This is a genomic window from Bradyrhizobium sp. USDA 4472, from assembly GCF_054058595.1.
In genome coordinates this window covers 7,149,573-7,167,210 of sequence record NZ_JBSSAM010000001.1, presented here as the reverse complement: position 1 = coordinate 7,167,210, position 17,638 = coordinate 7,149,573, and the positions used below count along the sequence as shown (strand labels likewise).

The 17,638-nt window shown below is 64.2% G+C and carries 16 protein-coding genes; 7 read left to right on the top strand and 9 right to left on the bottom strand.

Features of this window, described 5'->3' with window-relative positions:
- Positions 1 to 4 precede the first annotated feature (4 nt).
- Positions 5 to 1,180 (bottom strand): zinc-dependent alcohol dehydrogenase, encoded by a 1,176-nt coding sequence (locus ACVWZ4_RS33835; RefSeq protein ID WP_456702865.1) that lies wholly within the window; start codon positions 1,178 to 1,180, stop codon positions 5 to 7.
- Positions 1,181 to 1,341: 161 nt separating this feature from the next.
- Between ACVWZ4_RS33835 and ACVWZ4_RS33830 the strand changes: the two genes are divergently transcribed.
- Entirely contained in the window at positions 1,342 to 2,127 is a 786-nt protein-coding gene (locus ACVWZ4_RS33830; RefSeq protein ID WP_456742072.1) for an SDR family NAD(P)-dependent oxidoreductase, read from the top strand.
- A 189-nt stretch (positions 2,128 to 2,316) separates the two neighbouring features.
- On the opposite strand, the gene ACVWZ4_RS33825 is transcribed toward ACVWZ4_RS33830, so the two are convergent.
- Positions 2,317 to 3,264 (bottom strand): 2-hydroxyacid dehydrogenase, encoded by a 948-nt coding sequence (locus ACVWZ4_RS33825; RefSeq protein ID WP_456742071.1) that lies wholly within the window; start codon positions 3,262 to 3,264, stop codon positions 2,317 to 2,319.
- 99 nt (positions 3,265 to 3,363) lie between these two features.
- Here ACVWZ4_RS33825 and ACVWZ4_RS33820 point away from each other — a divergent pair, with 99 nt between their 5' ends.
- Positions 3,364 to 4,119: an SDR family oxidoreductase gene (locus tag ACVWZ4_RS33820; protein WP_456734710.1), complete on the top strand. Its 756-nt coding sequence runs from the start codon at positions 3,364 to 3,366 to the stop codon at positions 4,117 to 4,119.
- 45 nt (positions 4,120 to 4,164) lie between these two features.
- Positions 4,165 to 5,046, top strand: a complete 882-nt coding sequence (locus ACVWZ4_RS33815; RefSeq protein WP_456790458.1) for an NAD(P)-dependent oxidoreductase — start codon at positions 4,165 to 4,167, stop codon at positions 5,044 to 5,046.
- 4 nt (positions 5,047 to 5,050) lie between these two features.
- On the opposite strand, the gene ACVWZ4_RS33810 is transcribed toward ACVWZ4_RS33815, so the two are convergent.
- The 7 genes from ACVWZ4_RS33810 to ACVWZ4_RS33780 all read right to left on the bottom strand — a co-directional run bounded on the left by ACVWZ4_RS33810 (position 5,051) and on the right by ACVWZ4_RS33780 (position 12,514).
- Positions 5,051 to 5,956 (bottom strand): SMP-30/gluconolactonase/LRE family protein, encoded by a 906-nt coding sequence (locus ACVWZ4_RS33810; protein WP_456742070.1) that lies wholly within the window; start codon positions 5,954 to 5,956, stop codon positions 5,051 to 5,053.
- 18 nt (positions 5,957 to 5,974) lie between these two features.
- Positions 5,975 to 6,313: a hypothetical protein gene (locus ACVWZ4_RS33805; protein ID WP_456702871.1), complete on the bottom strand. Its 339-nt coding sequence runs from the start codon at positions 6,311 to 6,313 to the stop codon at positions 5,975 to 5,977.
- A gap of 104 nt (positions 6,314 to 6,417) precedes the next feature.
- On the bottom strand, positions 6,418 to 7,518 hold the full coding sequence (locus ACVWZ4_RS33800; protein ID WP_456702872.1) for an ABC transporter substrate-binding protein: 1,101 nt from the start codon (positions 7,516 to 7,518) through the stop codon (positions 6,418 to 6,420).
- Positions 7,519 to 7,621: 103 nt separating this feature from the next.
- On the bottom strand, positions 7,622 to 8,674 hold the full coding sequence (locus ACVWZ4_RS33795; RefSeq protein ID WP_456705242.1) for an ABC transporter permease: 1,053 nt from the start codon (positions 8,672 to 8,674) through the stop codon (positions 7,622 to 7,624).
- A 54-nt stretch (positions 8,675 to 8,728) separates the two neighbouring features.
- Positions 8,729 to 10,228: a sugar ABC transporter ATP-binding protein gene (locus ACVWZ4_RS33790; protein ID WP_456742069.1), complete on the bottom strand. Its 1,500-nt coding sequence runs from the start codon at positions 10,226 to 10,228 to the stop codon at positions 8,729 to 8,731.
- A 107-nt stretch (positions 10,229 to 10,335) separates the two neighbouring features.
- On the bottom strand, positions 10,336 to 11,385 hold the full coding sequence (locus tag ACVWZ4_RS33785; protein ID WP_456742068.1) for a LacI family DNA-binding transcriptional regulator: 1,050 nt from the start codon (positions 11,383 to 11,385) through the stop codon (positions 10,336 to 10,338).
- A gap of 217 nt (positions 11,386 to 11,602) precedes the next feature.
- Positions 11,603 to 12,514: a LysR substrate-binding domain-containing protein gene (locus ACVWZ4_RS33780; protein ID WP_456738504.1), complete on the bottom strand. Its 912-nt coding sequence runs from the start codon at positions 12,512 to 12,514 to the stop codon at positions 11,603 to 11,605.
- Between the two features lie 204 nt (positions 12,515 to 12,718).
- On the opposite strand from ACVWZ4_RS33780, the gene ACVWZ4_RS33775 reads away from it, so the two are divergent.
- The 4 genes from ACVWZ4_RS33775 to ACVWZ4_RS33760 all read left to right on the top strand — a co-directional run bounded on the left by ACVWZ4_RS33775 (position 12,719) and on the right by ACVWZ4_RS33760 (position 17,591).
- A complete protein-coding gene (locus ACVWZ4_RS33775) occupies positions 12,719 to 14,053 on the top strand; it encodes a C4-dicarboxylate transporter DctA (RefSeq protein WP_456742067.1) in 1,335 nt (444 codons plus the stop codon).
- 24 nt (positions 14,054 to 14,077) lie between these two features.
- The gene (locus ACVWZ4_RS33770) at positions 14,078 to 14,584 is read left to right on the top strand and encodes an ureidoglycolate lyase (RefSeq protein WP_456742066.1); all 507 of its coding nucleotides are present in this window, start codon (positions 14,078 to 14,080) and stop codon (positions 14,582 to 14,584) included.
- Positions 14,585 to 14,586: 2 nt separating this feature from the next.
- A complete protein-coding gene (locus tag ACVWZ4_RS33765) occupies positions 14,587 to 15,426 on the top strand; it encodes a bifunctional allantoicase/(S)-ureidoglycine aminohydrolase (RefSeq protein WP_456702878.1) in 840 nt (279 codons plus the stop codon).
- A 263-nt stretch (positions 15,427 to 15,689) separates the two neighbouring features.
- Positions 15,690 to 17,591, top strand: coding sequence for an ABC transporter substrate-binding protein (locus ACVWZ4_RS33760; protein ID WP_456702879.1), 1,902 nt, complete (start codon positions 15,690 to 15,692; stop codon positions 17,589 to 17,591).
- Positions 17,592 to 17,638 lie beyond the last annotated feature (47 nt).

The window sequence follows — 17,638 nt, the reverse complement described above, 5'->3', positions numbered from 1 at the left end:
TCCTTCAGGGCTTCAACACGACCTTGACGCAGGAATCGCGTTTATCGCGAAACATCTGGTACATTTCGGGACCTTGCTTGAGCGGCACGGTGTGGGTGATGACGAATGACGGGTCGATCTCGCCTTGCTCGATGCGGCGAAGCAGATCGTCGGTCCAGCGGTTGACGTGGGTCTGGCCCGTGCGCATCGTCAGGCCCTTGTTCATGAATGCGCCCATCGGAAGCTTGTCGGAGAAGCCGCTGTAAACGCCGGGGACCGAAATGATGCCGCCGGGCCGGCAGACATAGATCATTTCGCGCAGCACATGGGGCCTGTCGCTCTCCAGCATCACCATCTGCTTGGCGCGGTCGAGCAGGGTGTCGGGCCATGACGCCATCACATGCGATTCCATCCCGACGCAATCGATGCATTTTTCGGGACCCTTGCCGTCGGTCAGTTCCTTGAGCCGCTCGAGAACGCTCTCGTTTTCGAAATTGATCGTGGTGGCTCCGGCAGCTTCCGCCATGCTGAGGCGCTCGGGCAGGCAGTCGATCGCGATGACCTGATTGGCGCCGAGCAGGATGGCGCTGCGGATTGCCATCTGTCCGACCGGACCACAGCCCCAGATCGCGACCGTATCGGTCGGTACGATGTCGCATTGCACGGCAGCTTGCCAGCCGGTGGGGAAGATGTCGCTGAGAAACAGCAGCTGCTCGTCGGGGATCCCGGCGGGAACCTTGATGTGCGTGGCATCGGCAAAGGGAACGCGCAGGTATTCGGCCTGGCCGCCGGGATAGCCACCGGTCAAATGCGTGTAGCCGAACAGACCGGCGGTCGAATGCCCGAATACCTTGTCAGCCAGATGCTTCTTGCGATTGGTTGTCTCGCACACGGAGAAATTGCCGCGTTTGCACTGATCGCATTCACCGCAAATGATCGTGAAAGGGACGACGACGCGGTCGCCTTTCTTCAGCTTGCCGTCGACACCGGAGCCGACCTCGACCACTTCGCCCATGGTCTCGTGGCCCATGATGTCGCCGGGCATCATGCCGGGAATGAAATTGTGAAAGAGGTGAAGGTCGGATCCGCAGATCGCGCAGCTCGTGACCTTGATGATCGCGTCGCGCGGGTCCTGGATTTCCGGATCGGTGACGGTGTCGCACCTGATGTCTTCCTTGCCGTGCCAAACCAGCGCCTTCATGTCCGTCCTCCGCTGAATTACGAGGCATCTAAGTCCAGGAGGGAACGATGGTTGCTATCGCCCGCGCAAATCTTCGCATCGCGGTCACCCGCACCTCAAATAGGAACGAGCCGGAGACGGGGCGATTGGACGTCATAAATCCCAGCCGCGAGGACGCGCCCATGCCAGCCAACAAACTCGCCGTCGTGACCGGAGCCTCGACCGGAATCGGTCTGGAACTCGCGAGGTGCTGCGCCGAGGACGGTTTCGATCTCGTCATTGCCGCGAACGAACCCGCGATCGAGGCCGCGGCCGTCGAATTACGCAAGCTCGGCGGCAGCGTGGTGGCGGTACAGGCGGATCTCGCGACCACTGAGGGTGTCGACGAGCTCTGTGCGGCCGTGGGCGATCGTCCCATCGACGCGCTGCTTGCCAATGCCGGGGTCGGCCTCGGTAATGCCTTCCTCGGCCAGGATTTCGGCCGGATCAGGCGCGTGGTCGACACCAACATCACGGGAACGCTTTACCTGATCCATCGGGCCGGCAACGAGATGCTGCGGCGGAATGCAGGGCGCATTCTGATCACCGGCTCGATCGCCGGCTTCACGCCGGGAAGTTTCCAGGCCGTCTACAACGGCACAAAGGCGTTTCTCGATTCCTTCTCGTTCGCGCTGCGCGAGGAACTGCGCGATAGCGGTGTGACCGTCACCTGCTTGATGCCGGGTGCGACAGAGACCGAATTCTTCCGGCGCGCCGACATGATGGACACCAAGGTTGGAACCAGCAAGAAGGACGACGCACATGAGGTGGCGAAGGCCGGATTCGACGCGATGCTGCGGGGCGCTTCGGACATCGTGACGGGAGTGAAGAACAAGCTCCAGACGACGGTGGCGAACGTCACGCCGAACGAGGTGCTGGCCAAGCAGCATCGCAAGATGGCCGAGCCGGGCACTGCGAAATCCCGGTGAATCGCCGGGTTGTCGAGTGACTACCGTTCGACTCGCTGGTCCGGCTGTCTCCGTTTGCTGCGTGCGGGTTCGTCGCAACCCTTGCGACGGCTGTAGAACATCAGTGCTGTCAGACCGTAGCCGATCACAAGCATCCGTCAGGAGGTCGAGGCGCTGCTCGAAGGTAGATGTTGGCGCGGAGACAAGCGGTCAGAGCACCGGCGTTGGCGGCGGGAGGCCGGCGAAATGCGCGGCCAGATTGTCTCGCATCAACTGGCCCATGGCCTTGCGGGTCTCGGTCATGCCGGAGGCGTGGTGAGGCTGCAGCAGCACGTTCGGGAGCTCGAGAAATCGCGGGTCCAGTCGCGGCTCGCCCTCGAAGACGTCGAGCGCCGCTGCGCCGAGCTTGCCGCCGGTCAGTGCCGCGATCAGCGCGTCCTCGTCGATGTTGGAGGCACGCGAGACGTTGACGAGAAGCCCGTCCGGACCGAGCGCTTGGAGAACATTGCGTCCCACGATGTGCCGGGTCGCTGCCGAGGCCGCGAGGGTGACGAACAGAACGTCGGATCGCTCTGCGAGCGCAACGGGATCCGCGATGAAGGTCCAGTCCTTGCCATGAGGCTTCGCCTCGACATCGGAATAAGCGATGTGCATCTCGAAACCGGCCAGCCGGCGTGCGACCTCAAACCCGATCCGGCCGAGGCCGAGCACGCCTGCGCGTTTGCCCCAGGCTCGAGTCTTCAAGGGATAGAGCCCCTTGGCGGCCCATGATCCGTCGCGCACCCAGCGCTCGGCGCCGTTCACGCCGCGCCATTGCGCGAGCATCATCGCGATAGCAAGATCCGCCACGTCCTTCGTCAGCACGTCTGGCGTGTTGGTCACATGGATGCCGCGCTTCCGGCAGCTGTCCAGATGCACCGCGTCGAAACCGACGCCGTAGATCGAAATGATCTCCAGGTTCGGGCAGGCCGCGATGAGTTCGGCATTCGCACCGAGCTCGCCGCGCGTGGCAATGGCGCGAACGCGTGAACCGACCTCGGCGAGGAGGGCCGGCCGGTCGCTCGCCTCGAAATAGCGGTGCACGGTGTAAGCTGCATCGAGCGGGATCTGATCCCACTCCGGGTAGGGGCCCATCTGAAGAATTTCAGGCTTCGACATGCGGGTGAGCGCTCCTCTTGGCACGAACTTGACATTGTATGTTATCGATAACATAGTCTGGCGGAACATGGATGTCGAGACGCAAGAGGAGGAGGCAGGGTGGCGATCAACTTGTTCGATCTGAAGGGGCTCCGCGCTCTCATTACGGGATCGTCCCAGGGCATTGGCCTTGCGCTCGCGCGCGGTTTGTCCGAGGCCGGCGCGGAAGTGGTGCTCAACGGCCGGGATGAAGCCAAGCTCGCCGTGGCCGCCAGCTCCGTTGCGGGCGCGCGAACGCTCGCTTTCGATGTCACCGACCACGGTGCGGCGCGAGTGGCCGTCGATCGCTTCGAGACGGACATCGGGCGCATTGACATTCTCGTCAACAATGCGGGCATGCAGCACCGCGCGCCACTCGAGGAGTTCCCTGAAGACGCATTTCAGCGCCTGCTGCAAACCAACATCGCGTCGGTCTTCAACGTCGGTCAGGCCTGTGCGCGCCACATGATCGGACGTCGTGCAGGCAAGATCATCAACATCGCTTCAGTGCAGACCGCACTCGCGCGCCCGTCGATCGCGCCCTATACGGCCACGAAGGGAGCGGTCGGAAACCTGACCAAGGGCATGGCGACGGACTGGGCGAAACACGGCCTTCAGGTCAACGCCATCGCGCCCGGATATTTCGACACGCCGCTCAATGCCGCACTGGTCGCGGACCCCGCATTCTCGGCCTGGCTCGAAAAGCGCACGCCGGCAGGGCGCTGGGGCAAGGTCGAGGAACTCGTCGGCGCCTGCATCTTTCTCGCCTCGCCAGCGTCCTCGTTCGTCAACGGACACGTGCTCTATGTCGACGGCGGCATTACAGCTTCGCTCTGAGGCTTACCGTCGAAGCATCCACTAGGTCACCGCGGAGATGTCGTGATGCCCCGTCCAGTCGCATTGATCGGCGCCGGCGCCATGGGCGGCGCGATTGGCGCTCGCCTTGCCGAGACCGGGACCCGCGTCCTGGTGTTCGATCTCGATCCTGCCAAGGTCGCTGGTCTCGTTGAAAAAAGCGCAATCGCAGTCGCGTCTGCCGCGAGCGCTGCGGCCGAAGCCGACGCGGTGGTCCTCAGCCTCAACTCGCCAAGAATCGTGCGAGCGGCGGTGTTTGGACCGGCGGGCGTCGCGGAGGGCGCGCGCAAAGGCACGCTGATCATCGACATGTCCTCGATCGATCCGCAATCAACGCGCGAGCTGGCGAAAGACGCTGAAACAGCCGGCCTGCGCTGGGTCGACAGCCCGCTGTCGGGCGGCGCGCCGAAGGCCGCGGTCGGTCAGCTGACCTGCATGGCCGGCGGAGAGGCAGCGGATGTCGCGGAGGCACGAGTGGTGCTCGCCGAGGTCGCCTCGAATTTCACGCATATGGGCCCGAGCGGTGCAGGACAGACCACCAAACTCATCAACCAGGTCCTGTGCGCTCTCAACTTCGTCGCGGTTGCCGAGGCGACCGCACTGGCGGAGGCCTCCGGCGTCGATGCGGCCAAGATCCCGCGCGCGTTGCGCGGCGGCCGGGCGGACAGCGCCATCCTGCAGGAATACATGCCGCGCTTCGCCGCGCGTGACTACCGACCGACGGGACGCATCGACAACATGGTCAAGGATCTGAACGGCGCGCAGGATCTGGCGCGCCAGACCGGAATCGCGATGCCGATGACCGTCGTTTGCGCCGAGATCCATCGCCTTCTGACCGCAATCGGCTGTGGTGCGATGGACCAGGCTGCGCTGATGGAATTCTGGGCGGCGCGAACGCCGCCAGCGTGAGAATTCAGGAAAGCCCGTGCGCGTTGACGTAGATCGCATAGAGCGAAGTCTGCGCGGTGATGTAGAGCCTGTTCCGCTTCGGCCCGCCGAAGGTCAAATTGGAGACGATTTCAGGCACCGGAATGCGGCCAATCAGCGTGCCGTCCGGCGCGTAGACCGCAACTGCATCCGCCGTCGACGTCCAGATGTTGCCGTTCCGATCGACGCGGAATCCATCGTAGAACCCGGCCGGAGACGTCGCGAAGATGCGGCCTTCGCCAACCGCAAGCCCGCTCGATGCCACGTCGTAGGCGCGAATGACGGCTGGCAGGCCAGGCACGTGCGTCGCACCGGTTTCGGCCACATAGAGCAGCCGCTCGTCGGGCGAGAAGGCGAGACCGTTCGGCTTCACCATGTCGGTCACGACACCGGACAACGCGCCGCTTGCCGGATCGAAGCGATAGACGTTGCTGGCGCCGATCTCGGTCGGTGCGGCATGCCCCTCATACTCGCTGTCGATGCCGTAGGTCGGGTCGGAGAACCAGATCGTTCCATCCGACTTGACGACGACATCGTTCGGGGAATTGAAGCGCTTTCCTTGAAAGCGCTCGACCACTCCGATCCATTGACCATCTGCTTCGAGCCGCGAGATCCGACGGCCACCGTGCTCGCAGGCGATCACGCGACCGAGCGCGTCGCGCGTATGGCCGTTGTGATAGCCGCAGGGGCTTTCGAACACCGAGACCGAGCCGTCGGTCTCGTCGAAGCGCAGCACGCGATCATTGGGAATGTCGGACCACAGCAGCGATTTGGCGGCCGGCACGTAGACCGGGCCCTCGGCCCAGCGGCTGCCGGTCCAGAGCTTGTCGAGCTTGGCGTGCCCGATGATCAACCCTGGGAAGCGCGGGTCGAGAATGTCGTAGGTGCTCACCGTGTCAGATCTCCGCGACTAATCCGTCGGTAGCGCAAAGTCGTCGGCCTTGAAGACCGTGTGGAAGATCGAGCCATCGAACATCTCGGTCAGCCCCTTGGTCACTTCGCGGCTCTCGAAGCGAACCGGCGAAGCAAGCGCCTCCTCGATGGCCTCGCGCGAGGGATAGCGGATCGCGAGCACCATCTCGTAACGCTGGGCATCGCTGTCGCTCTCCTCCTGCCGCAGCACGCGAACCTCCTCGGCACCGGGAAAGCGCGTCCACAGCGGCACGAGCTTCTCGCGAACATAGGCGGTGAATTCGGCTTCGCGTCCGGGCTTGACGCTGCCACTGAAGAAAGCACAACGGATATACATCGGCATTCGCTCGTCTGTCTGATAGTGGAAGGAAAATCGGCGGTCAGCTTGCGACCGACCGCCGAGGGAGCACGGTCATCGTGCTCGGGGAGCGGAGAGGAGGCTTACTGGAGGCCCCAGGCCTTCTTGTAGGCGTCGCGGTAGCCATTGCCCGGATCGAACGTGTTGGTCGGGCCGCCGTCGAATTCGATGTTGGCCTTGGTCACGACGTGCAGCGGCGAGACGTAGCCCGACCACTTCTCTCCGGCGATGGCGCGGTTCAACTCGTCGACGAGCTGCCAGCCCTGGAGATTGAGCGGCTCGGCCACGGTGACGGCCTGGTAGGCGCCGGAGCGGATGCGCTGATAGGCGCTTTCCGAGCCGTCGCCGGCGGCGACGTTGACGGGCGCGCCGGTGCCCTTGATGCCGGCCGCGGAGAGCGAGGGCGCCATGAAGTCATAATAGAGGTCGTTGATCGCCAGCGAATGCGTCCAGGCCGCACCATGCTTTTGCAGCAGCGAGGTGGTGAGCTGCGGCATGCGTGTCGAGGTCTCGGCGATCGGCGTATCGACCCATTCGAGGACCTTGCCCCCGAGTGCCTCGATGACCTCTTTCATCTTCTTGGCCTTGGCGATCGCGATCTCGTAGGTCGAGTCGGTGAAGATGATCACGCCCGGCTTGCCACCCGCGTCGACGAAGGCCCAGTTGGCCGCGGCGGTAGAGACCGCCATCGGATCGGTCGTCACATTGGCGAACACGCCGGCTTCGGGCACCGGACCGATAACGGGAGCGGCGTGCCAGGACACCATCGGGATCTTGGCGGCCTTGGCTGCTTCCATGCCGGGCTTCTGCTCGACCGCGTCGAAGCCGCAGATGACGAGGCCGTCGGGCTTGAGCGTCATGGCCTGGCCGAAGGCGGCGGTGCGGCCGGAGACCGAGCCGGCGCCGTCAAGCGTGCGCACGGTCCAGCCGGCGGCCTTGGCAGCCTCCTCGATGCCCTTGGTGACGCCGAGCACGCCGCCGTTCTTCATGTCGGACGCGAGCACGACGATGGTCTTGCCCTTCGCGATTTTCGGAGCGGTGGTCGGACCATCCCACTTGTCGACCCTGGAAGCATATTTGTCGACGAAGGACTTGGCGTCCGCGAGCGAGTCGGCGTGGGCAGACGCGAGACCGAACGCGAGCCCGGCGACGACGGCGCCGGTTCGAATGATCGAATGCAACATAGAGCGTTCTCCTTGGTGTGATGCCGTTTCTGTGTTTCGCCGGCCCTGCGCCGGACTTTCCGTTGTGACCGGCTCGTCGCAGGTCACGAACTTCATCAATGTTTCAGGGCTTTCGATCAGGTGCGCCGGCCGGGACCTTCGCAACGGCGCCGCGCTTTCGCTGCGCGTAGCCCGCCATGCCGATCGCGGCGAGCAGCGTCAGCCCATTGAAGAGCGGCTCGACCCAGAAGGAGCCGCCGAACTGCTGGATGCCGGCGATGCCGACCGCGAGCACGGCCACGCCGATGATGGTGCCCCAGACGTTGACGCGCCCGGGCTTGATCGTGGTCGAGCCGAGAAAGGCGCCAACCAGCGCGGGGAGCAGATATTCGAGGCCGACGCTGGCCTGACCGATGCGTAGCTTCGAAGCAAGCAGGACGCCGGTGACCGCGGTGAGGATGCCGGAGGCCATGAAGGCGCCGACCGTGAAGCGCTGCACCGGAATGCCGTTGAGTGCGGCCGTCTTCGGGTTGGCGCCGATGGCATAGATGTAGCGGCCGATCGGCAGATATTCGAGCATCAGCCACATCGCGACAGCGAGGACGAGCACATAGAAGCCGGTGATCGGCAGGCCGAAAACCATCGTGCCGTTGAGGGCGAGGAAGCCGTCCGGCAGCATCGCGACGACCTGCCGACCGCCGGTGTGCCAAAGCGCCAGCGCATAGAGCACCGTGCCGGTGCCGAGCGTGGCGATGAAGCTGTCGATGCGCGCGACCTCGACCAGCAGACCATTGAGGAGGCCGGTGAAGGCGCCGAGGCAGATCACGACGAGGACTGCGATGGGCCAGGGCAGGCCGAAAGCGGTTTGCAGGCTGATCACCAGGATGTGCCAGAGCACGATGCCATAGCCGACCGTGAGGTCGATCTTGCCGGCGGCCATGGGGATCATCGCCGCGAGCGAGAGCATGGCGATGATCGATTTGTCGGAGACGATCGAACGCAGATTGAGAAGCGTCGGAAACGTGTTGGGCAACAGGATCGAGAACAGGGCGATCAGCGCCACCGTGATGATCGGCAGGCCATAGACCGGCAAGAGGCGCGTGATTTTATGCGAAAATGACGCGCCGGCGAGATCGGCGCGCGTCGGCTCCAGTGCATTCGACTCGATCGAATTCATTCCCATGCGTTCCTCCCGGCGGGCGCCTTGCGTCGGCGTCGTGCGAATTGTCCCTTACGCGGCCTCGGAGGCCGAGGCGGCGGTGATCAGGGCTTCCGTCGTCAGAGCATCGGCGGCGATTTCGGTAATGATCCGGCCGCGGTTGAAGACGAGCGCGCGATGGCAGATATGCGCGACTTCCTCGAAGTCGGTGGAGACGACGACGACGGCGAGCCCTTCGGCGATGGCACGGGCGATGAGCCGATAGATCTCGGCTTTGGCGCCGACGTCGACGCCGGCGGTCGGATCTTCGGCCACCAGCAGCTTGCGTCCGGTCGCAAGCCAGCGGCCGACGACGACTTTCTGCTGGTTGCCGCCCGAGAGTCCTTCGATGGCGAGATGCGGATCATTGGGCCGCAAGCCCACCAAGGCGCCGAGCTTGACGGCCTCTTCCGCCTCGCGCCCTGGCGCGAGCACGTCGAGCAGGCCGCGCCCCGAGGCGCCTGGGTTGAGGAAGACATTTTCGCGGATTGACAAGGATGCTGCGATCGACTCCTCCGTTCGGTCGCGGGCAACCAGCCCAATGCCACCGGCCATTGCGGCCACGGGGCTGGATAGATCCGGCGCCGCGCCGTCGATGAGGATCTCGCCGCGATGCGCCACGGCGCCGAATAGCGCGCGGCCGACTTCCTCCTGGCCTGCGCCCCGCAAGCCCACGAGCCCTAGGAGTTCGCCCTCGCGCACATCGAAATCGACCGGTCCGGCCTTCGGCGTGATCAATCCCCGCACCGTCACGCGCGTCTTGCCGGAATGGCAGGTGGCTTTCTCGAACATGTCGAGCAGGGGCCTGCCGACGATCAGGCGCACCAGATCCTCGGGCGAGGTCTCGCTGATCGCCTTCTCGCCGACGAGCAGGCCATCCCGCAAGACGACGACGCGATCAGCGATGCGGAAGATCTCGTCAAGCCGGTGCGACACATAGATCATGCCAACGCCCTGTCCGCGCAGGCGCCTCAGCGCCGCAAACAGGCGCTCGACCTCATCGGCCGGCAAACTCGCCGTCGGCTCGTCGAGCACCAGGAAATCGCAATTGACGACGAGCGCGCGGGCGATGGCGACCAGCGACTTCTCGGTGCGCGACAGGCTCGATACGCGCGTGGTCGGATCGAAATCGCAGCCCACCAGCGCGAGCGCCTTGGTCGCGCGTGCCTCGGCGCCGCGCCAGTCGATCAGGCCGAACGGCCGGGTTCGAGGAAAGCCCTGGGCGAGACCAACATTCTCCGCGATCGTCATCCATTCGATGAGACCGAGATCCTGATGGATGAAGGCGACCGGCTGGTGCCCGGCGCGGCCGCCCGCCGCATGGTGATAGGGCTCGCCTGCGATCGTCACCGCTCCGGCATCCGGGCGATGGATGCCGCCGAGCACCTTGATGAGGGTCGATTTGCCCGCGCCGTTTTCGCCGAGCAAGGCGACGATTTCGCCTCGGCCGACGTCAAAGCTCACACCCTTGAGTGCACGCGTGCCGCCGAACGACTTGACGATTCCATCGAAGCGCAGCGCAGCCGATGCCATCCCCGGTTCTCCTCCCGAAATCACCAGCCGATCGCGACCGGTTGGAGGGTGCCCAACCTTTGTTATCGATAACATGCACCCGGTGGGGCGCCGCTGTCAAGCCGAGCTCAGGTGCTTTCGCGCTCGATCGTTTGGAACGGCACGATCAATGTCTCCGGCCCGGGGCGCCTGTTTTCTCGAACGCCATCAATGGCGCGAAGCATGATGCGGCCGGCCTCCTGACCGATGTTGCGGCAGTCGACCGCGACGGTCGTGATCCGCGGCCAGGAGCAGCGCGACACCTCGAAGTCGCCGAAGCCTGCCACGGCGATCCGGCCCGGGACCGACCAGCCGCGGCGATGGCACTCCATGATGGCGCCGAACGCAGACAGGTCGGAAACGCAAACGGCAGCATCCACATCGGGCCATTGCTCGATCAGATGGACAATGGCCTCGCCGCCCTGTTCCATCGAAATCGGGGGATTGCCGAACGAGATGGTGCGTCCAACGGGCAGGCCGAGCTCCTCGACGGCGCGCCTGTAGCCCAGACGGCGATCGGCGCCGCGCGTGTCGCGGCGGCTTGCTCCGCCGATGAAGGCGATATTGCGATATCCCTTCTGGTAAAGCCGATGCACGAGCGCACGCGAGGCCTCGGCGTTGGAGAAGCCGACGACGTGGTCGATAGGCTCAGCCGGCAGGTCCCAAGTCTCGACCACGGGAATGCCGGCGGATTGCAGCATGCGGCGCGCCTTCGGCGTGTGTCTTCCGTCCGTGACGATGATGCCGTCGGGTCGGCGCGTCAGCATCGCACGCACGAGGTGCTCTTCCTTCTCCATGTCGTAGTCGGTGTAGCCAAGCAGCATCTGGAGCCCCTGGCCTTCAATTGCTTCGGTGATGCCGCGTGCGGTATCGGAGAAGTTGGAGTTGTTGATGGAGGGGATCAACGCCGCCACGAATCCGGTTCGCTTCGACGACAACGCGCCTGCAGACAGGTCGAGCACATAGCCGAGCTCTTCGACGGCGGCGAGGATCCGGCTTCGCGTCTCCTCCGAGACGGCGCCGTCGCTCCTCAACGCGCGCGAGACGGTCATCGCGGACACGCCCGCCCGCGCTGCAACCTCAGCCATGGTCGTCGACCGCTTTGGGCTCTTTCCGGTCTTCGCCCGAGTTTGTTTCATCTCATGCGATCTCTTCCTGGGCGCGCGTTGCGGGATCGAAGCTGGTACCGCCGCAGCACGCGTTAAAAGGATACATTGCTTACGATATCGATAACAATCCGCGCTGCAACGGTTTTGACCGGCTGCGTCCGCCGTGTGAGTGGTTCGATACGAACTGCATGCCCCGGCGAGGTCAGCGGGCGGACCACGGCAGGGACTGAGCGCGTTTGCGAAGTTTCTAGTCCCTTCGGCGCGCGCCTAAGCGGCTCCTGTGGCTCAGGAGCTGACCAGCAAGCTTGATGAAATTGTGGACCACCATCGATGTCTCATCTTCTCTGAACACCAGGAACACGTCGGCTGCAGGCGGAGAGGGCCTGATCGGGCGAAACGCGATGTCGGCTGTGGTGAAGCGCGCGATCGACTGCGGCACGAGCGCGACGCCGAAGCCTGCTGCGATCAGGCTCGGGATCGACTGCGCGTCGACGACTTGCTGCGACACTTTTGGCAGGAAGCCGGCGTCGACGCAGCAGGTCTGCACGTAGCGAGCGAAGTCAGAGCTGTTCGGGTCGAGGATGACGTGATCCTCAGACGCCAGTTCGCCAAGCGCGACGCGCTTGCGTTTCGCCAAATGGTGATTACGGGGCAGGGCGAGAACGACCTCTTCCCGCCATGCCAGCTTGCTGGTCAGGTCGCGCTCGCTGGGGTTGCCGCGCATGAGCGAGATGTTGGTGGTCCGGTTGAGCAGCGCGGCGATCTGGAGCGCCGGCGCCTGCTCGTGCACGGTCATCCGGACCAGGGGCGCCACCTCGCGGTAGGCCGCCAGCAGCTCCGCTAGGCGGCCGCGCAGGATGGAGCCGGTTGCGCCGAGATCCAGCGTTCCGATCAGGCCGGCGCCGATCGAGCGCACCTCGTCCTCCGCGGATTTGACTTGTTGCAGGATCGCCCGCCCGCGCAGCAGCATGGCTTCGCCCGCCTGCGTCAGCTCCACCTTGCGGCTCGTCCTGTAGAGCAGGGAGGTGCCGAGCTCGGCCTCGAGCGCCTGGATATGCTGGCTGAGCGGCGGCTGCGACAGGTTCAGCCGCCTTGCGGCGAGGGTGAAGCTGCGCTCTTCGGCCACGGCAATGAAGTATCTGAGCTGGCGAAGATCCATAGCGAAAACCTATCAATCGTGTCGTTCTATATATTGGACTTGATGTCGCACCTGGTCAACGAATGAGCGATGGAGCCATTCCGGCCCGCGAACGGCGGGCGGCTCCGTGCGCAGCGGCGTCACGCCGCTGCCAATGACAAGAATGGCAGAGGCCTAGAGCCTGCCAAGCCAGACAGACACGAGCCCCCGCGAGCGAGGAAAGCCATGCCCAGGATATTCAAGTCACTCTTCTTCCAGGTCGTCGTCGCACTCGCACTCGGCATTGCGCTCGGCATGGCCTATCCGGATACGGCCTTGCAGATGAAGCCGCTCGGCGACGGGTTCATCAAGCTGATCAAGATGCTGGTCCCCGTCATCGTGTTCTGTGTCGTGGTGCAGGGCATTTCAGCGGCCGGAGACCTCTCGAAGGTCGGCAGGGTCGGCGTCCGCGCGCTGCTCTATTTCGAGATCGTCACCACCGTCGCCTTGGTGTTCGGCCTTGCGCTGGCCTATTATTTCCAGCCCGGCGCCGGAATGAACATCAACCCCGCGACGCTGGACGCCAGGGCGCTCAGCGGCTTCAGCCAGACCGCGGCGCAGGTCGCCGGCGGCGGCGTCTCCGAATTCCTGATGAAGCTGATCCCCTCGACGATCGTCGGCGCGTTCAGCTCGGGTGACGTCCTGCAAGTCCTGATCGTCTCGATCATGTTCGGCTGCGCCGTGTCGTTGTGCGGCGAGCGGGCAAGGCCGGTGGTCGATTTCGTCGAGCGCGTCAACGAGATCATCTTCAAAATGATGAACTTCGTCGTCCGGCTCGCGCCGATCGGCGTGTTCGGTGCGATCGCCTTTACCGTCGGCAAGTACGGCATCGGTTCGCTCAGGCAGCTCGGCGGGCTCGTCGGGCTGTTCTATCTCGCCGTCTTCCTCTTCGTGGTGATCGTGCTCGGCTCGATCATGCGGCTGTCAGGCTTCAGCCTGTTCAAGCTGCTCGCCTATCTGCGCGAGGAGCTGATGATCGTGCTCGGCACGGCCGCGGGCGACAGCGTGCTGCCGCAGACCATGCGCAAGCTCGAGCTGCTGGGCATCAAGCGATCGACCGTCGGCCTCGTCATTCCCACTGGGTACTCGTTCAACCTCGACGCGTTCTCGATCTACCTGACCCTCGCGGCAGTCTTCATTGCGCAGGCAACCAACACGCCGCTGGCCCTGGGGGACCTTCTGGCGATCCTCGGCGTCGCGCTGCTGACCTCCAAGGGCGCCCATGGTGTTCCCGGCTCGGCCATCGTCGTCCTCGCCGCGACGCTGTCAGCCATCCCGGCCGTTCCGGCGATTGGCCTCGTGCTGATCTTGTCGGTGGACTGGTTTATCGGTATCGCTCGTGCGCTCGGCAATTATGTCGGAAACTGCGTTGCGACGGTCGTTGTCGCCGCATGGGAAGGCGATCTCGATCGCGCGAAGGCGCATCGCGTCCTCAACGGTGAGATCGACGCCCGGGGTGAGGCGATGCGGGCGGAAGCTGATGTTGCGGATGCTCCCGTAGCGGGTCTGCAAACGCTGTAAACGTGGAAGCACGCGAGGTCGACGATGGTGACCCTTTCGATTGAACCCCTGACGAAGCAGGCGTTCGCGCCGTTCGGCGAGGTCATCGAGACTGCAGGGGTGACCCCGCTGTCGATCAACCAGGGCTTTGCGAGGCGTTTCAACGACCTCGCCAATATCGATGTGACCGTGGAAGGCGGACAGACCAACATCAGCTGGTTTGTCGCCTCGTTGCGTCCTGTGCCGATCGCAATTCGCCTGATGGAGCGTCATCCGCTGGGAAGCCAGCTGTTCATGCCGCTGGGCGGCGTGGACTGGCTGGTCGTTGTTTGCGCGGATCCGCGCGATGTGGCGAGCTATCGGGCGTTCGCGGCGACTGGGGAGCAGGGCGTGAACTATGCCCGCAACTGTTGGCACCACCCGCTGCTGGTTCTCAAGGAGGCATGCCCCTTTCTTGTGGTCGACCGCAAGGGCAAGGGTGATAATCTCGAAGAATATTGGCTGGACGAGACGATGCAGCTCGATCTGATGCCTGAGCACCACGAGGCCTGACGATGACATCGCGAAATTACCACGTCCCGCAGGGCGGTCTTCCGCCGCAGACCGATCTTCTGAGCGGCCGTGCGGTCTTCACGACCGCCTACGCCGTGATTCCCGGCAACGTGCAGCGCGATATCGTCGTCAGTCTCCTGCCGCATTGGGACAACACGCGCGTCTGGGTGCTGGCGCGCCCGCTTTCCGGTTTCTCCGAGACGTTCTCCCACTATCTGATGGACATTGCCCCGAATGGCGGCAGTGAGGTCCCAGAGCCCGAGAAGGGCGCCGAAGGCGTGCTGTTCGTCGTGGGCGGCCAAGTCACGCTCAAGCTGGCAGGCAAGGATAGCGAGCTGAAGGCCGGCGGCTTCGCTTACGTGCCGCCCGGTTGCGAGTGGACTCTGCGCAATCGCGGCCCGGTTCCGGCCCAGCTGCACTGGATCCGCAAGCTGTACCAGCGCGTGCCGGGATTGGCCGCTCCCGAGCCGATCGTGACCGACGAGGACTCAATGACACTGGTGCCGATGCCGGACACCGACGGGCGCTGGGCCACCACGCGCTTCGTCGATCCCGCCGACCTCAGGCATGACATGCATGTCAACGTCGTGACGTTGGAGCCGGGGGGAACGATTCCCTTCATGGAGACACACGTCATGGAGCACGGGCTGTATGTGCTCGAGGGCAAGGCGGTCTACCGTCTCAATCGCGACTGGGTGGAGGTTGAGGCCGGCGACTATATGTGGCTGCGCGCGTTCTGCCCGCAGGCCTGCTACGCCGGCGGTCCCGGCCGGTTCCGTTATCTGCTCTACAAGGATGTCAACAGGCACATGAATCTGCGGCAGGGCGCGCCGCTGATCTAGTCGAAGCGCCAGATCAGCAGCCATAGCATCGAGAGCGACAGCGCGATCGGCGATCGCCACCGTTGGCGGCTCGCCCCGTAGCAAGGCGAGGGCCGCCGCGACGTCAGCGGATGCGCATGGACCGTCGGTGCTTGCGGCGGCGATGTGGCCGGAAACCCGCGGCGACCATCGTCGCCCTGCAAGATTCCTATTGTCCCGTGACTCCGGCGCCTCTAGCATCGCGTCAAAACGGGCGTCGGGACGAATTGTGCCGCGAGGACATCATGCGCTGCATTCGTGCATTGCTGCTGGCCGCGGGTGTGCTGGGGTCGCTGGTGCTCGCATCGGTGGTTCCCGGCCATGCGCAGGGGATACCGCAAAACATTCCGAGGAAGGATCTGCTGATCCTGGAAAACCCGGAAGGCACGGTCAAGAACGCCGGCTGGTTCAACATCTGGGTGATCAATGCCAGCTCGCAGAGCAACGGCCTGCAGCAGGCCGCGCTCGATACGCTCTGGTACATCGATCCCGAGAGCGGCCTCGACGGCGTCTGGGACAACTCGCTGGCCGCCGACAAGCCGCAATACAATGCCGACTTCACCGAGATGACGGTCAAGCTGCGCAGCGGCATCTTCTGGAGCGATGGCGTCGAGTTCACGGCCGACGATGTCGTCGCGACGGTAATGACCCAGATCAAGCATCCGGCGATGCGCTTCAGTGCGGTGCTAACGAGCAACGTCGCCTCCGTCGATGCGCCGGATGCGCACACCGTCGTGTTCAAGCTCAAGAAGCCCAATTCACGCTTCCACACCAATTTCACGGTGCGCTGGGGCGCCATATGGATCCTCCCCAAGCATGTTTTTGACAAGGTCGAGGATCCCGTCAAATTCGATTTCAATAAGCCTGTCTCGCTGGGCGCCTACGTGCTGCATAGCTACGATCCTGATGGCAAATGGTACATCTGGCAGCTTCGCGATGACTGGCAGCGCACTACGCTCGCGCGCTTCGGCAAGCCGGGTCCCAAATATCTCGCTTATGTCGACCCCGGCCCGCCCGAAAAGCGGGTGATCGCGCAGCTCAACCACGAGCTTGACGTGATCCACGACATCGCGCCGGAGGGCATGTTTGCCCTCGCCAAGCAGAGCAAGACGACGCGGGCCTGGTTCAAGGGATTCCCCTATGGCCATCCCGATCCCACGCTTCCCGCGGTGATCTTCAACACGCAGAATGAGAACTTTAGAAATCCGGACGTCCGCTGGGCGCTGGCGTTGTTGATCGACATCAAGGCCGTGGCGATGGCAGCCTATCGCGGCGCCGCTACCATATCGGCGATCGGCGTGCCGCCGACCGGAACCCATCCGGCCACCTACCACGCGCCGATGGAAGACTGGCTCGAGAGTTTCGAGATCGATACCGGCAAGCGCAAGATCAAGCCGTATGACCCGACAATCGGCAAGCAGATTGCCGACATGCTGCGGCCGTCCATGGGCGACCAGATTCCGGCCGATCCGGCTGATATCGCCAAGGCCTTCGGCAGGGGCTGGTGGAAGACGGATCCGGTCGCGGCGCAGGAGCTGCTGGAAAAGGCCGGCTTCAGCAAGCGCGGGGCTGCCTGGATCACGCCGGATGGAAAGCCCTTCAGCGTGCGCGTCATGGTGGAGGGCGATTTGCGTCCGGTGATGACGCGGGCCGGGACGATGATCGTGCAGCTGTGGAAGCAGGCGGGCATCGACGCCAAGATCGATGTCGCGCAAGGAACGCTGCCGACACGGCGGGCGGCCGGCGATTTCGACACTTTCATTGGCTGGAGCGTCGAGACCTGGGGCGGCCACCCGGACCTGTCCTACTTCCTCGACAGCTGGCATTCGCAATTCGTCGCCGAGCCGGGCAAGCCGCAGCCGCTGCGCAATTGGCAGCGCTGGTCCAGCCCCGCGCTCGACAAGATCATCGAGGAGATCCGCACGGTCGGCTTCGACGATCCCAAATCGATCGAGCTCGGCAAGGACTATGTCAAGCTCGCGGTGAAGGAGATGCCGACCATCCCGCTGATGGCCTACAACGTGTTCACCGCGATGGATCAGACCTACTGGACGGGTTTTCCGACCGCGGAGAATCCCTACACCAATCCCGTGCCGAACTGGGGCAATTCTCGCTACATGTTCGTCCGGCTGAAGCCGGCCAGCTAGGGCGCGATGATCCCGCTTTGCCCGCAACGACCTTGTCGAGCATCTCG

Bases quoted from the DNA above. Each gene is read 5' to 3' on its own strand.
- ACVWZ4_RS33835 (WP_456702865.1), bottom strand. From the start codon at position 1,180: ATGAAGGCGCTGGTTTGGCACGGCAAGGAAGACATCAGGTGCGACACC.
- ACVWZ4_RS33830 (WP_456742072.1), top strand. From the start codon at position 1,342: ATGCCAGCCAACAAACTCGCCGTCGTGACCGGAGCCTCGACCGGAATC.
- ACVWZ4_RS33825 (WP_456742071.1), bottom strand. From the start codon at position 3,264: ATGTCGAAGCCTGAAATTCTTCAGATGGGCCCCTACCCGGAGTGGGAT.
- ACVWZ4_RS33815 (WP_456790458.1), top strand. From the start codon at position 4,165: ATGCCCCGTCCAGTCGCATTGATCGGCGCCGGCGCCATGGGCGGCGCG.
- ACVWZ4_RS33805 (WP_456702871.1), bottom strand. From the start codon at position 6,313: ATGTATATCCGTTGTGCTTTCTTCAGTGGCAGCGTCAAGCCCGGACGC.
- ACVWZ4_RS33800 (WP_456702872.1), bottom strand. From the start codon at position 7,518: ATGTTGCATTCGATCATTCGAACCGGCGCCGTCGTCGCCGGGCTCGCG.
- ACVWZ4_RS33795 (WP_456705242.1), bottom strand. From the start codon at position 8,674: ATGAATTCGATCGAGTCGAATGCACTGGAGCCGACGCGCGCCGATCTC.
- ACVWZ4_RS33790 (WP_456742069.1), bottom strand. From the start codon at position 10,228: ATGGCATCGGCTGCGCTGCGCTTCGATGGAATCGTCAAGTCGTTCGGC.
- ACVWZ4_RS33785 (WP_456742068.1), bottom strand. From the start codon at position 11,385: ATGAAACAAACTCGGGCGAAGACCGGAAAGAGCCCAAAGCGGTCGACG.
- ACVWZ4_RS33780 (WP_456738504.1), bottom strand. From the start codon at position 12,514: ATGGATCTTCGCCAGCTCAGATACTTCATTGCCGTGGCCGAAGAGCGC.
- ACVWZ4_RS33775 (WP_456742067.1), top strand. From the start codon at position 12,719: ATGCCCAGGATATTCAAGTCACTCTTCTTCCAGGTCGTCGTCGCACTC.
- ACVWZ4_RS33770 (WP_456742066.1), top strand. From the start codon at position 14,078: ATGGTGACCCTTTCGATTGAACCCCTGACGAAGCAGGCGTTCGCGCCG.
- ACVWZ4_RS33765 (WP_456702878.1), top strand. From the start codon at position 14,587: ATGACATCGCGAAATTACCACGTCCCGCAGGGCGGTCTTCCGCCGCAG.
- ACVWZ4_RS33760 (WP_456702879.1), top strand. From the start codon at position 15,690: ATGCGCTGCATTCGTGCATTGCTGCTGGCCGCGGGTGTGCTGGGGTCG.